The 14,612-nt window shown below is 38.9% G+C and carries 10 protein-coding genes; all 10 read right to left on the bottom strand.

Annotated features, from left to right (window positions below):
* Positions 1-4: 4 nt before the first annotated feature.
* The gene (gene murF, locus QMD71_02670) at positions 5-1,381 is read right to left on the bottom strand and encodes a UDP-N-acetylmuramoyl-tripeptide--D-alanyl-D-alanine ligase (protein MDI6839750.1); all 1,377 of its coding nucleotides are present in this window, start codon (positions 1,379-1,381) and stop codon (positions 5-7) included.
* A 38-nt stretch (positions 1,382-1,419) separates the two neighbouring features.
* Entirely contained in the window at positions 1,420-2,913 is a 1,494-nt protein-coding gene (locus tag QMD71_02675; GenBank protein MDI6839751.1) for a UDP-N-acetylmuramoyl-L-alanyl-D-glutamate--2,6-diaminopimelate ligase, read from the bottom strand.
* A gap of 3 nt (positions 2,914-2,916) precedes the next feature.
* Positions 2,917-4,374 carry a penicillin-binding protein 2 gene (locus QMD71_02680; GenBank protein ID MDI6839752.1) on the bottom strand — a complete coding sequence of 486 codons (1,458 nt, stop codon included), beginning with the start codon at positions 4,372-4,374 and terminating at the stop codon, positions 2,917-2,919.
* A 279-nt stretch (positions 4,375-4,653) separates the two neighbouring features.
* Positions 4,654-5,490: a 16S rRNA (cytosine(1402)-N(4))-methyltransferase RsmH gene (gene rsmH, locus QMD71_02685; GenBank protein MDI6839753.1), complete on the bottom strand. Its 837-nt coding sequence runs from the start codon at positions 5,488-5,490 to the stop codon at positions 4,654-4,656.
* A 15-nt stretch (positions 5,491-5,505) separates the two neighbouring features.
* Positions 5,506-5,940: a division/cell wall cluster transcriptional repressor MraZ gene (gene mraZ, locus QMD71_02690; GenBank protein MDI6839754.1), complete on the bottom strand. Its 435-nt coding sequence runs from the start codon at positions 5,938-5,940 to the stop codon at positions 5,506-5,508.
* A gap of 139 nt (positions 5,941-6,079) precedes the next feature.
* Positions 6,080-6,253: a hypothetical protein gene (locus QMD71_02695; GenBank protein ID MDI6839755.1), complete on the bottom strand. Its 174-nt coding sequence runs from the start codon at positions 6,251-6,253 to the stop codon at positions 6,080-6,082.
* Positions 6,254-6,304: 51 nt separating this feature from the next.
* Positions 6,305-8,521: a FlgD immunoglobulin-like domain containing protein gene (locus QMD71_02700; GenBank protein MDI6839756.1), complete on the bottom strand. Its 2,217-nt coding sequence runs from the start codon at positions 8,519-8,521 to the stop codon at positions 6,305-6,307.
* Positions 8,522-8,536: 15 nt separating this feature from the next.
* The gene (locus QMD71_02705; GenBank protein MDI6839757.1) at positions 8,537-11,782 is read right to left on the bottom strand and encodes a S8 family serine peptidase; all 3,246 of its coding nucleotides are present in this window, start codon (positions 11,780-11,782) and stop codon (positions 8,537-8,539) included.
* Between the two features lie 16 nt (positions 11,783-11,798).
* Positions 11,799-12,806 (bottom strand): PorV/PorQ family protein, encoded by a 1,008-nt coding sequence (locus QMD71_02710; GenBank protein ID MDI6839758.1) that lies wholly within the window; start codon positions 12,804-12,806, stop codon positions 11,799-11,801.
* A complete protein-coding gene (locus QMD71_02715) occupies positions 12,803-14,605 on the bottom strand; it encodes a hypothetical protein (GenBank protein ID MDI6839759.1) in 1,803 nt (600 codons plus the stop codon). The genes QMD71_02710 and QMD71_02715 overlap by 4 nt, the downstream gene beginning before the upstream one ends.
* Between the last annotated feature and the right edge of the window lie 7 nt (positions 14,606-14,612).

Raw genomic sequence — 14,612 nt, forward strand, 5'->3', positions numbered from 1 at the left:
TAATTTAGTATTTAGAATTTATCTTACCTGTACAGATAATTTCCTTTACTATCTTTTCCATGCCCATAGCTCGTGATCCCTTAACAAGGATGATATCACCCGACCTTATGAACCCTTTAAGAAATTTAATAATAACTTTACACTCACAAGCTTTAGCCTGCGATAAATAACTAAAGTGAAACCTATCTTTGAGGCCGCTTGCCTCCACATAACCTTGTGCGAGATCGCCAACTCCAATTATAACATCAATACCAAACTTTTCAAGAGATTTACCTATCATCCTATGAAACTTGTAAGCATCTGATCCAAGCTCTAACATATCGCCTAAAATTGCAATACGCCGTGAGCTACTGTATTTCTTTAGTTCCTCGAGTGCAAGCTTCATTGAGACAGGATTTGCATTGTAAGTAGAGTCTATAAGTCTAATCCCATTAATATCTATTATTTTTTCTCGATGTGGGAGTGCTCTAACTTTACTAAGAGACTCGCTCATCTCTTTAAGGTCTATCCCAAATTGAAGCCCAACACTTAAAGCTACGAGTGCATTGTATACATTATAGATTCCAAATAAAGGGAGCTTAAAATTGACTCTCATTACTTCAAATTCTATTCCATTAATTGAGTTTATAATTTTAGCTCTTAAATCACCGTGCTTTATCCCAAACTTAAAGACATTCTTATCTGTGTTAACTTTAAAAAGAAAAGGATCATCAGCATTTAAAATTATCGTATCTACTACAGTTAGAATTTTTAGCTTTTCATGTAAAACACACTCTATCGTCTTAAAACCTGTAAGATGAGTTGGAGCTATGTTGGTAATCACGCCTATCCTTGGTTTAGCGATACTTGTAAGACGCTCAATTTCACCCGGCTGGTTTGTACCCATCTCAAAAACACCTAACTCATAAGCTTTTGAAAGATTAAATAAAGTAAGTGGTAGTCCAATAAGCGAATTAAAACTATGTTTACTCTTTAACACATGATAACGAGTTGAAAGACAGAGTGCAGTAAGCTCTTTTGAAGTTGTCTTTCCATTTGAGCCAGTTATTCCAATAATTGGAATAGAAAAAAGTGACCTGTAGTAGGTGGCTAGGTCACCAAGAGCTTGCAAACTGTTTTCTACCACTATCACTTGCATTTTGCATTTCGCACTTTGTACTTTGAAATGAGGTTCTACAATTGCACACACTGCACCCCTTTTGAGAGCATTTTTTACAAAAGAATGACCGTCAACCCTATTGCCTTTCAAAGCAACAAACAGGTCACCTCGTTTTACAGTTCTTGAGTCTGTTGATATACCACTTATTTTCATATTCGCTGCAATGCCACACGCATGACCATAAGTAGCTTTAAGCACATCGTCAATTCTTATTGGCTCCATAATATCATTATCATTGATGTAAACAGAGTTGTTTCAGTCTACCTCAATGAAAGTATTTCCATCGCTACTTTCCTATCATCCCAAGGAATTTTTAATTCACCGTAAATTTGATAATCCTCGTGTCCTTTGCCTACTAATAAAATTAGGTCTTCGGGTGATGCCCTTTCAATCCCTTTACGAATTGCTTCTCTCCTATCGAGGATAATTTCATAATTGCCACCTGTAATACCTTTCTCTATATCACGAGCTATAAGCATAGGGTCTTCGCTCCTCGGATTGTCTGATGTCAGAATAGTATAGTCGGCGAGCTCAGTAGCTATCTTGCCCATTAGAGGCCTTTTACCAGAATCTCTGTCACCACCGCACCCAAATATACACATAAGCCTGCCGGAAGTAAGTTCACGTGCTGAACGAATCGCTGACTCTAAACTGCCAGGAGTATGAGCATAGTCCACAATTACATATGCACAGCGTTCTGCGAACCTGCCTGACGGCAAGGCAGGCTCGCCTACAAGTTCGAATCTGCCAGGAACTTGCTTTAAATTTTTTATTCCAGCATAGATAGTGTCAAAATTTATCCCATCCTTTAGTGCACAACTCACTGCAAGCAAAATGTTGCTTAGATTGTGCGACCCAATTAGGGGTGAGAAAATATGCTCTTCTCTGTTATCCCATCTCACATCTACTTCGAGCCCACGAAGAGTAGAAGAACAAAGCTTACCGGTAACATCGCTGGCAGGAGTTATTCCATAAGTTATAATTGATGCTCTTGTATGGCTACTAAAGTTGTCAAAAGTTTGGTCATCACGATTTAAAACAGCAATCCCATCACTCTTTAAGTTAGAGAAAAGTTTGAGTTTTGCATTTTCATATTCACTTAGAGTATGGTGAAAATCAAGGTGGTCTCTGTCAAACCTTGTGAAACAAGCAATGTCAAAATCTGTACCATAAACTCTATAGAGAGATAGAGAGTGAGAAGAAACTTCAAGAACAGCTACATTTATTCCTTTATTTAATAGTTCAAAAAATAATCTTTGAAGGTCAAGAGACTCAGGAGTAGTGTGGAGTGCAGGTTTATATTCAGAACCTGTCCAGTATCCAATTGTGCCAATAAGACCTACATTAAACCCTGCGGCTTCATATATTGATTTTAAAAGCCAAGTAGAAGTCGTTTTTCCATAAGTGCCGGTAACTCCTATCACTTTCAATTTCTTTGATGGATTGTCGTAAAACCTTTGAGCTAAGACTGCAAGCGCTTTTCGGCCATCTTTAACTATTATCTTTGGATAAGGAATTGGTATATTCTTTTCAAGGACGAAAAAAATAGCCCCTTTGCTTTTGGTATCTTCAATATAGATGTGAGAATCAGTAAGTATGCCACAATGTGCTACAAAGATGTATCCTGGCTTCACATCCCTTGAGTCATAAGCAATACCAGTAATATCTAAATCTTGATACCTGTTTTGCACTTGTTTTGACTCTAAAGGACAACCGTGGTCGTATAAATCTTTTATAAACTCCTTAAGTCTCATATTTCAGTCACTGGCTCTATAAGGCTGCAAAAGTATAATATTTTGAGCAATCTCCTTAAAAAGAGGAGCACATACATCACCACCTAATTTTAAAGTCCCTGGTTCGTCAATAACACAGGCAATTAAGAGTTTAGGATGTTGAGCTGGAAGGAAGCCTATAAAACTTGAAGTAACCTCTGTATATTTACCATTTACACACTTTTGGCCAGTCCCTGTTTTACCAGCTATCTCGAGACCTGGAATTTTAGCAAGTATACCACTCCCATTTTCTATTACTCCGTATAAAAGATTTTTTACTCTACGTGCTTCAGAAGGGGTCAAAATTTCCCTTACTTTTATAGGCTCTGATTTATAAATTACTTTTCCGCTTGATGAAAGCATCTCTTTGACTATCATTGGTTTAAGGAGAATGCCATCGTTTGCAATCGCCTGATAAGCAAAAGTAAGTTGAAGTAAGTTACAAGAAAGTCCTTGCCCAAATGCAAGATTAGCAAATTTAAGCTCTGACCAATCAGCTGGAGGTGCTAAAGAGCCTTTAGCCTCACCAGGAAGGATTACACCAGTTGGTACACCAAACCCAAAAAACCTTGCCCCATTGTAAAATCTGGTTCTGCCAATCAAATTTGCAAGTTTAACAAAGGCTACATTACTGGATTTCCATACAGCTTCAGCAAATGTCAGAGGGCCATGTGGATGTATATCATTGATTGTCTTGCCTTGAACTGTGATTTTGCTGCTACCGTCCTCAACTATATCAGATAGTGAAACAAGCCCATTTTTAATGATAATAGAAATTGGAACAACCTTAAATGTGGAACCGGGTTCAAACTGGACCTGTACTGGTCTATTTATCCAATTGCCAGGACTACAACAAGGAATAGTAGCCATAGCTAAAATTTCGCCAGTATTGGGCTCAATGATTATTACGCTGCCCGACTTTGCACGCATCTTGGGGAACTTACTTTTTAGAGTCTCTTCCACAATTGATTGAATATCAGCATCTATGGTGAGAACAATGTCGTTTCCGCAGGCTCCTTCAGAGACTGGCTGACCTAAAAAGCTACAATAGCCGGGATAAGGATAAAGTTTACCGCGAGGCGTTTTACCAAAGATTACAAAATTGGGTTTACCACTTAAGATGGCATCAAATTCATACTCTATACCTTCTAAACCAGTCCCATCTTTACCTACAAAACCAAGAAGATTACTAGCAAGAGTTCCAAAAGGATATACCCTTTTTAAGCCAATTGAAGTAGCTAAAATGCGGTAATATCTATCATAAATTCTACCACGGAGGGGTTGAATTTTAACTTTTGCCTCAGATTGGTGTTTAATTTTAGATCGGAATTCTGAATGATAAAAAAGTTGAAGAGTAGCAAGCTTGGCAAGGACAAAAAATTCAACCCCTACTGAAAAACAAAATACTAAAATAAGTCTCCTTAAAGGTAATTTATTATTCATTTCTCTGCCTGTCGGCAGACAGGTCTGACAATTTGTAAAGCCGTGCCACTGAAGCCAACCCACCTAAGGCGGATTCTTTAACTCGTAATTTTTCCACTGTCTCCCTAATTTGATTAAACCTTTGAGTCTCGTTATAGTATTGGAAAACAAGATTTACAGTGTGCCAATACTCAAATAGATAAAGCAGTGAGAGTAAAAATGCTATAAAGAGCAGCAAACCTAATTGCTTTATACTAAATCTTATGAAAATTTTCATTTTGTAATTTGCATTTTAGACTTTTACTTCTTTTCAGCGACCCTAAGCTTTGCACTCCTAGCTCTCGGATTAATTGAAATCTCAGCATTAGATGGACGGATAGGCTTTTTAGTGAGTACAAGTAAAGAAGGCTCTGTTCTTAAATATTGCTTCACAATCCTGTCTTCAAGAGAGTGGTAAGAAATTACACAGACCCTACCCTTTGGTTTGAGAATTTTACACGCGGAAATTAGACCTTCCTTAAGATGGGAGAGCTCATCGTTTACAAATATCCTTAAAGCCTGAAATACACGAGCTAAAACTCTATCCCTACCTTTCCATGGTGTGAGTTCTGCAACTATATGTCTGAGCTCTTGAGTAGTACAAGGTTTACTCTCTACTATACCCCTTGCAATACGCCTTGACCACCGCTCCTCACCATAAGTTTTTAAAATAAACTCAATATCATCAGTGGTAAGTTTTTCAAGTAGCTTGAAGACAGGAACGCCACTTTGGCGATTTATACGCATATCTAAAGGACCATCATTACGATAACTGAAACCACGCTCAGGACGGTCAAGCTGAGCACTTGAAATACCTAAATCAAGTAATACTCCGTCAACCCTTTTAGGTATTAGTTTATCAACTTCACTGAAATTTGACCACAAAAAATCTATCCTATTATTAAAATTCTTAAGTAATAATTTAGCGTGTTCCAAAGATTCTAAGTCCCTGTCAATACCATAAACTTTTACCTTATCACATCTTTCAAGAATTGCCTTCGTATGACCACCCATCCCTAAAGTACAATCTACATAAACACCTCCATCTTTTATATTAAGAAAAGAAAGCACATCATTAAGGAGGACAGGTATATGCATTTCGAGGTAATCACCTCACAAATCTAATCCATTTAACCCACCAAGTTTGGTTGGGTCAGACTCAGACTCCTCTCTCTCATAAGACTCAGGATTCCATAACTCTATCCGATTTAAAACACCTATGATTACAACTTCCTTATTAAGGCCTGCAAACTCAGCAAGATACTGAGGGATCTTAATCCTGCCTTGAGAATCAAGCTTAACAACTTCGGCATTTGCAGAAAACCAACGAACAACCCTTCTCGCCTTGGGATTATCTGTTGGATAGCTACTTAACTTGACCTCCACTTTCCTCCACTCATCTAGAGGATATAGAGCAAGACAACTATCGTAGCCCTTTGTTACCACAAATGTGTCCCCTGCCTCGGGTGATAGACCCCTCCTAAACTTCACGGGAATAAACAATCTACCCTTCTCTTCTAACGAATACCTATATTTTCCATTATACATATTCACCATTTTCCACCACATCTCACCACATGTCAAGAAAAAAATAAAAAAAATAGTTGGGGATGTAGTATTTACTTCTAATTAATGGATTAGACCTAATAAAAGAAACAAAAAAGAGGGTAAGACAAGTTCTACCTTTTTAATTCATTGATGTAAAGCCCGCACCTTCCAAAAGGTGCGGGGCAAGCACATGAATCTGAGTAGGGGCGTTAAATTTAACCCTAAGGCGTATAATAGGGGCGTATTGCAATACGCCCCTACCTCTGACTTCACCATTGCACAGCATTCTGCGAACTCTCGCTAAAACTATCATTGATGTGGGCAGAGTAGGGGTTTGATTAATTAATCAAACCCCTACCTAATCTCAATGCAAAACCGTAAGCTTCTTAGTAATAGATTCTTCACTTCGCTCAGAATGACAAGTCAGTTTCAAGAAATAGATACCGTTAGCGACCTCTCTCTTATTTGAATCTTGTCCATTCCATGTTACAGTATAATTCCCGGGTCTCTGAATTCCGTCAACAAGTGTGGCTATAAGCTTACCCGATATATCATAAACTTTGAGAGTAACAAGACCAGCTGAAGCGGTAGGTACTGAGTAATGGGCAGTAACAACCTTATTCATAGGATTAGGATACACCAGAAATATAGCAAATACGTGTGAATCCGTCTTATGTGTAGTTTCTTCAATCCCGGCAATAACTGTCAATCTATTATTTGCTAAGTTATTATCAGCAAGAAAAGAAGCAGAAGCATAATAATCAATCTCGTACCCTATTATATCTGGGTCACAAGTCCAATTATCAAACTGCACCTGTTGTGTAGCTCCTGGTGCAAGGTCTGCTACATTAACTATACTGTAATAGAATATATATGGAACAATAAGAGTATCTGGTGGGTCATTATTTGGGAAAGTCGTCATAGCTGGGACAAGCACCTCAAATCTAGCCTGTAATGATATAGGATTAGTCCCATTATTCCTATAAGTAGCTTTTGGAGTGTAAGTAACTCCACCTTGTGGATAGCCTATTGGCTCATCAATTGATACAACTTCAGCATCTCCTGAAGTGACTGGCACCCTAAAATAGATAAAAGGATTCTGGTTTGGGTCCAAGCTACCACCTATAATATCATCATGGCTGTTTAAATCCCATTCGTAAAATATATGCAAATTGCTATTCACAACTGGAGCAAGTGCAGCAAATACTTCACAGTTCTGAGGTGTCATAGTCAGATTTATCTTAGGTGCCCATGTCACACCTCTATCAAGTGAATATGAAGCATAGATTTCACCTACTTCGTAACCTTGTGGGTTTGTCACATTATAAGGGAATTCAACCCAAGTAGCATAAAGATATTTTGTGGTAGGGTCTTCACCTATCTGCGGTTTAGCATTCCATGGTCCGTAATAAGGATAGAGATGGCCGAAATCAGCTATTGCTACTTCAGATGGTAATGGGTGTGTACTAATGAGACTCATAGCATTAGTTTCAACACTGTAATGCCAAAGAACACCTGCAAGGAATGGATAATAATAACCGGGCTGTGGTGTGCCTAATGAAGCATCAGTAACTATATGAAGGTTATCATCTGAGTCGTATATTCCATAAGTGTTTCCTATAGAACTACGTAACTCATCTAAATGATAAGCCCTACCAGGTGGGAGTGGTATCAAGTTTGTAATGTCAACTCTATCTCCCCAGGTAGCACCACCATCTTGTGACTCTTTATAGAATATGTGTCCATTGTAAACTCCATGCTCTGGTCCTACATCTTTCCCATATACTATACACATTTTTTGTGAGCTCTTAGATGCAAAAGCATTGTCGGAAAGTCCTCCAAATGTGTCTACAACTACCCAATTAGACCAGGTTGCTCCGCCATCTGTAGAGCGAGAGTAGTAACATTTATCACGTGTATGAGGTTGCCCCGGTGTACTATCATCTTTAGCAACAACAATCATATTATTAGAACCATCAACTGCAATCCTTGGCCATATACTGTGACCTGTTGGATGACTAGGTGAGAAAGGTAAATCATATCCATCAAATGTCCCCATCCCTGGAATTGCATCTATCCATACAGAACTACGAAACTCACTTGCTCCGGCTCCATATTTTCTATGTAAAGCTACAACTGCAGCTCCATCATTTTTAATATCAAGCGTTCCATAACCATCGCGTACCTCCTCTTGAACCGGTATTCCACCACCGAGCCCCGTCCCAAATAACCAGCCCGTCCCATCATTGCAGTTATAGAACATATGTCGCTCAGGGGGTGGGACTTGATGCATAAAGAGAGTATGAATATATCCATCACTCGGATTACATACAATTCGTCTATGAGGAGCTAAATTCCATTGCCGGTCATATCTACTGGAACCGAGTGTATCACCTGGTGAAAAAGTAGAATAAATTGGAGCTAATCCTGCCACTTCTCCTTTTAAATCATACTCTCTCAAGATACCCGGTTTCTTCGCATCTCTCGGAATCTCCTTTTTCATCAGTATAGGAGTCCCAGAAATAGGGATAGCGAAGAGCAACATCATCCCGATATAAATTGGGGCTATACATTTACGCATATTACACCTCCTTTCCTATCGGATAAGAAGCATCTTGCCCACCTTGACCCACCTTGTAGTAAGGCGGGCTCGGCGAGGCAGGTTTGTTTTTGAGGTAATACCTCTTGCAAAGCCAGATACTTCTAACCGATAAAAATATATACCACAAGCTACTTTATCCCCTTTCTCATTAGTACCGTCCCACACGACGGTAATTGGTAATTGGTAATTGGTAATTGGTAAAGACTTAACTAATCTGCCAGTTAAATCATAAATTTGCAGTGTAGGGGTTTGATTAATCAAACCCCTACCTAATCCCTGAGCACTAATCACTGTCTTATTGGTGAATGGATTTGGGAAGCAAGTAAGCTTTACTTTAGCGAGGCTGAAGCCTTGCACCACATCTTCATTTACTCCAGTAAGTACATCCTTATAATTACCTGTCCTATGTAAATTACCTCTATATGTGTTCCAATACCTGTTATCACCTCCTTTCGCTTTAAAATCAATCACTTCCATCCCTGTATTATTTCCAATCCCAATTTCAAGGTCACTGTCTCCATCCAAGTCATCAATAGAGGGCGATGATTGGATTCCACTTCCTGTATTTACTGGAAAACAAGTAATAGGGGTTGCATCCTGATAGAGTAGATATAATTTACCATCACCTGCTCCAAATACAACTTCTGGCTTCCCGTTTCCATCCATATCAGAAAATATAGGTGAAGTAACACTACCTCCAGTACTATAAGGGAATCCGGGAATGGTATCCCCATAAGATTTGAATGCATAAATTTTGCCATTAGTAGAGCCACAAAAAATTTCAGGTAAACCGTCCCCATCAATATCACAAAAAGAGGGTGCGCCCTTAAGGTTGCCACCTGCATGTAGAACATTTAACGGATTACCCTGATAATCGAACACATATAGATTGCCATCTGCACATCCACAAACAACTTCTAATTTTTCGTCCTCATTAAAATCTGCAATTGATGGTGGAGCCCAAATCTGGCCACTGACCTCATTTGGCCAACCAGTGAGAGTGTCTCCATTAGATGAGATAACATAAAGTTTCTTATTATAGGTACCTACTGCAATGTCTAAAACATTGTCTGCATCTACATCACCAACTGCAACTCCACCAATAATTGCACCATCTAATTGGTATGGAAATGGACCAAATTGTGTCCCATCGTGATTTATTACATAAAGATTGCCAGAAAAATCACCAAATATTATTTCTAAATCACCATTGTTGTCCAAATCTGCTAATGTAGGCGTTCCCATGAGATAATTAGATGCACCGAATTTTAAACCTATTGCTCCATCCGGCTCAATTATGTATAGAGTATCATCTTTTGACCCGACCACAATTTCTAATGTCCCGTTATTATCAACATCGCCGATTGCGGGTGCGCCTTGAATTTGGTTGCCAGTTTTCACAGGAAACCCTGCTTCAACCACACCGCGATAATTCCAAACCCACACATTGCCACGAAGGTCGCCAGCAATTATCTCTTGTTCTCCATCATTGTCAATATCAACAATAGCCGGTGAACTTACTCCAGTTCCTAAATTAACTGGCCACCCAAATTGGTTAAGTGTTACTTCAATCCCGAACTCAATAGTGTCTGAATAAGGATAAGGGGTGCTTTGATTAGCAGAAATGATGAGCTCAAATGGTATTATACTAGGGGTTGTTTCAGATAGGATTTGAGCCTTAAACCTTGTAGAATTCGACCCAGTAGAACCACTGAGAATATCACCATAAGATGAGGTTGAATCTATCATCACTATGTAAGGGCTTGGGCTTTGTACAACCCCTGTAACACCGAGTGCATCTGCCCATCCTGAACTATTTTGGATTACTACATTAAATTCCATTGTCTCACCCGGATTTATAAGTGAGTCACCATCCCCTTCTACTTCATATACACTTTGTGAATAATAGGTTAATTTAGGATAGTTACTCCCTGCTATTGCATTATAAACATTAATCCTACCATATCCAAGTTGTCCCTCATATCCGGGATTAAGATGGTCTATAGAGTCACAGGCTGAAAATATGATATTTTCAATTGTAGTATTAGAAGCACCCGGATTACTGCATTTAACGAGAGCGACAAGACCAGCTACTTCTGGACATGATGCAGAGGTCCCATACTGAGATGTATATCCACCACCTGGAGTGCATCCATATATCCCATCACCGGGAGCACAGACATCTATGTACCAACCATAATTAGAATAGGACGATTTTCTGTCCGATTGATTAGTAGCCCCAACTCCAATAACATTCTCATAAGCAGGCGGATACGAAGCCTGTGATATATTTTCATTCCCACCAGCAGCACAAATTACAAGCCCAGCATCGTATGCGGATTGAATAGCATTGTTTAAACTAGAATTATAAGAATAACTACCCCAACTGCAACTTATCACACATGCACCTTTAGTTCTTGCATAGCGCATAGCATTAATAGCAGCCCAGATAGATATAGCACCCGGATTTCCGGAAGCAGTACATCTAAAAGCTATACTTTTGCAGTTAAATGCTACACCAGCAATCCCTCTTGAGTTATCAGTGCAAGCATTAGCTATCCCATTACACCAGGTGCCATGAAATTCACCCCCATAAGTAGGGGTTGGGTCATTGTCATTCGTCGTCCAATCCCACCCTATAAGGTCATCTACATACCCATTATTATCATCATCTACATCATTTAGGTCATCTGTATCAAATATTACACCATCCCCATCTATATCTTCACCCGGATTAACCCATATATTATTCTTAAGGTCAGGATGATTCCAATCACAGCCCCCATCAACAACAGCAATAACTACTGAAGGGTCACCTGTCTGATAATCCCAACCTTGAGGAGCTTCAATTCTTGTAAGATTCCATTGACTTGAAAAGTAAGGGTCGTTAGGTGTCTTGTATAGCTTGCATAAATGGTCAGGGTCAACACTTTCTATATTGGGATTCGCACTATATCTCTCAATAAAATCAGATACTTGCTTATCTTCCAAAAATTTAAATAACCATACTCTATCTAATCCAAATTTCTTATCAATGCTATCAGGTTTACCTCTTACTAAGGGTTCCATAGCATATACACCAAATTCTTGGTTTAGTGATTTAAGAGCTGATATATGAGACCCACTTTTAAGTGTTACAATTGCATGTCCAGGAATATATTCGTCTGTCATTCCGTAAGCAAAACTCATTCTAAGAATAACATATAAACAGATAGCAAAGTTGTAAATCATTAATCGCATACTCTGTATCTTTACTTCAAAGTATAAACCCTAATGATATCCTATGAATACTTGATAGATACTCATGACTCTCGTAGCTGTAATCAAAGATAAATTGATTACCAATCGGGAGTTGTGTCATTACACCAAAACCGACACTCAATCCTCTATTATTCTTTCCTGTATATCCAAGCCTTGCAAAATATTTATTACCTAAACAATACTCTCCACCTAAGGCATAAGTTGCCTCCTGGTCAGAAGGGTGAACTAAATCACCTATTAGAGTAAGTCTGTAAATAGGGGTAGATAATAAATCAAATGCTAACCCTGTCTGGAAGCTGAGTGGCAGAGGATACGGTTCAGATTTATAAGCCCCGGGTACATCAGATTCTTGAAATGGGGTATCTACAGCTGTGGAATATTCCAGTCCCTCACCAGAATATGCAAGGTCCGGCCCAAAGTTCTGAAGCACAAACCCGAATCTAAGATTTCTTATCTTTGTATTATAGGTGCCACCAATATCAATTGCATACCCATTAGCAGAAACTTTGTGAATGTTTTGATTTATCCCCTTAACTGTAAATCCAGCACTAAACTTATCTGTCATCATCCTTGAATATGAAATACCGAGTGCAAAATCATTTGCTGAATAATAATCACCAGTTCCATCTTGGTCTTCAACTGTAGTTATTTCAATCCTACCTGACAAAAGAGCAATTGCACTTATCCCTATAACACCATCTTTTATTGGAATGACTACACCTATGTTTTCTTCACTTAGCTCTCCTGCAAATAAATTAACATGAGCAAAACTTGCAGAGGTACGATTTATTTTTGCAATACCAGCTGGATTCCAGTAAACTGCATCTACCCCTTCTGCAAATGCAGAATAAGCACCACCTAATGATAAAGCTCTTGCACCACCTCCAATTGATAGGAATTCTGCACCACAACCACCAAGTCTTGCAAAACCTATGGAAGGGAGAGAAAATGACGAAATCAGAATGACGAATGATGAAAAGAGTGTTTTCTTAATTCGATTCATAAAGCCTCCTTACTTGTATCAATAAATTTCTGAACTCTATTATTCCATGTATCAACTACATATATATACCCATTCTCGTCTACTGTTATACCTTGGGGTTCAAAAAACTGACCTTGCTCTACTCCGTTACAGCCCCACCTTATAACGAAAGCTCCACCTTTTGTAAACTTCTGGATTCTATGGTTATCAGAGTCAGCTACATAAATGAAATCTCCATAAACTGCGACATCACATGGGCTCTTTAATTGACCGTCACCACTACCGGAACTGCCAATAGTTCCTATATTATTTCCTGTAGTAGTAAATATTTGGATATTATTACCAAAATTAGATGCTAAATAGAGAGTATCTCTATTAACACTCAACCCTCTCGCATATTTACCATAAATCGGCCATTGACCTACATAGACTCCATTTTTATTAAACTTCTGTATTCTCTTATTTTCAGAATCGACCACATATACATGCTCATCATCAACTGCAATTCCAGTGGGAACACGAAATTGACCATTCCCACTACCTTGACTACCCCAATGAGTTTCAAGTCCACCATCAGCTTTCCTAAATTTATATACCTGATTATATTCGTCAGTCACATATACAAACTCAGCATCTGTTGCTACATACATTGGAAGCTCAAGGATAGTGGAGCCGATTGTAGTCTCTAAATTTCCATCTCTGCTAAATATTTTGACTTCGTGATTCAAATGGTCTACAACATATACTGAGTCACCACTAACCGCTATTCCAAACGGATTTCCAAGTCCTAACCACTCAGAAACAAAATTATTGATTATAGTAAGGGTGCATGGAACAGATGCAGCTGATGCCTGTCCATATCTGTCCTTTGCCTTTGCTCTTATTGCAACAGGTGCACCAGGTCTCACAAACGCATGCAGTGCAGAGGCTGTCATTATGCCACCTGCTCCCGGTATAGTAATTATCCACGACGAAAATTCACCATCCCCCCATTCAAATTGGACTGATAGTGCTGTATCTCCTTCAACTAATGACTCACATCTAACCTGAAATTCAAATGGGGTCTGAAGATAATAACGCGGATACCCAACATTAAGTAAAGTTGGCCTCCCCGGTGGATAAGGGGGTGGCGGAAAAATTATCAGAGTGGTACAAGGAGCAGACCAACCTGAAACTGAACCATGAATATCTTTGGCTTTCACTTTTACTTCATACTTTCCGGTATCTGAATAGGTATGATACAACATTGCTGTGTCTCCACTATTGAACTCCCAAGACCAATCTAATACACTGTTATCTCCCCATTCAAACTGATATTGAATTTTATCTCCATCCGGGTCTGTAGTAACAACTTTGAATGTTAGTCCTCTATCAATATACCCAGAGTCAGGCGCTTCTACAATTACTGGAGTTTCTGGTGGTGGTGATTTTGATGTTATAACAACTGTGTAACGAGATGACCAGTCAGATTCTGCATTGTGAATATCTTTTGCTTTTGCCATTGCATAATATGTGCCTGCTGTTGAATATGAATGTTTAACTCTTATCTCTTCACCTGAGCCTACAAATTCACTCCAACCAGACTCACTGTTATCACCCCAGTTAAATTTATAACTAATATTGTCTCTTTCAGGATCCTCAGCAATAGTACAAAGGTAATAAGTAGTATCTACCCAGCCCCGCCCAATACTATCAATATTTGGGTTTAACCTTGGTAATCCATAAGGTCTTGTAGGAGGGGTAGGTGACTTGTTCTTTTTACATCCAAATAAACCTATACCAATTATCACAGCCACTAAAAAGCATTTAGTAGTTAGCATCTTGCCC

It is taken from the genome of bacterium, assembly GCA_030018315.1.
In the GTDB taxonomy this organism is placed as follows: domain Bacteria; phylum Hydrothermota; class UBA3073; order JACQXS01; family JAGMCI01; genus JASEGA01.

Bases quoted from the DNA above. Each gene is read 5' to 3' on its own strand.
- murF (MDI6839750.1), bottom strand. From the start codon at position 1,381: ATGGAGCCAATAAGAATTGACGATGTGCTTAAAGCTACTTATGGTCAT.
- QMD71_02675 (MDI6839751.1), bottom strand. From the start codon at position 2,913: ATGAGACTTAAGGAGTTTATAAAAGATTTATACGACCACGGTTGTCCT.
- QMD71_02680 (MDI6839752.1), bottom strand. From the start codon at position 4,374: ATGAATAATAAATTACCTTTAAGGAGACTTATTTTAGTATTTTGTTTT.
- rsmH (MDI6839753.1), bottom strand. From the start codon at position 5,490: ATGCATATACCTGTCCTCCTTAATGATGTGCTTTCTTTTCTTAATATA.
- mraZ (MDI6839754.1), bottom strand. From the start codon at position 5,940: ATGTATAATGGAAAATATAGGTATTCGTTAGAAGAGAAGGGTAGATTG.
- QMD71_02695 (MDI6839755.1), bottom strand. From the start codon at position 6,253: ATGATAGTTTTAGCGAGAGTTCGCAGAATGCTGTGCAATGGTGAAGTC.
- QMD71_02700 (MDI6839756.1), bottom strand. From the start codon at position 8,521: ATGCGTAAATGTATAGCCCCAATTTATATCGGGATGATGTTGCTCTTC.
- QMD71_02705 (MDI6839757.1), bottom strand. From the start codon at position 11,782: ATGCGATTAATGATTTACAACTTTGCTATCTGTTTATATGTTATTCTT.
- QMD71_02710 (MDI6839758.1), bottom strand. From the start codon at position 12,806: ATGAATCGAATTAAGAAAACACTCTTTTCATCATTCGTCATTCTGATT.
- QMD71_02715 (MDI6839759.1), bottom strand. From the start codon at position 14,605: ATGCTAACTACTAAATGCTTTTTAGTGGCTGTGATAATTGGTATAGGT.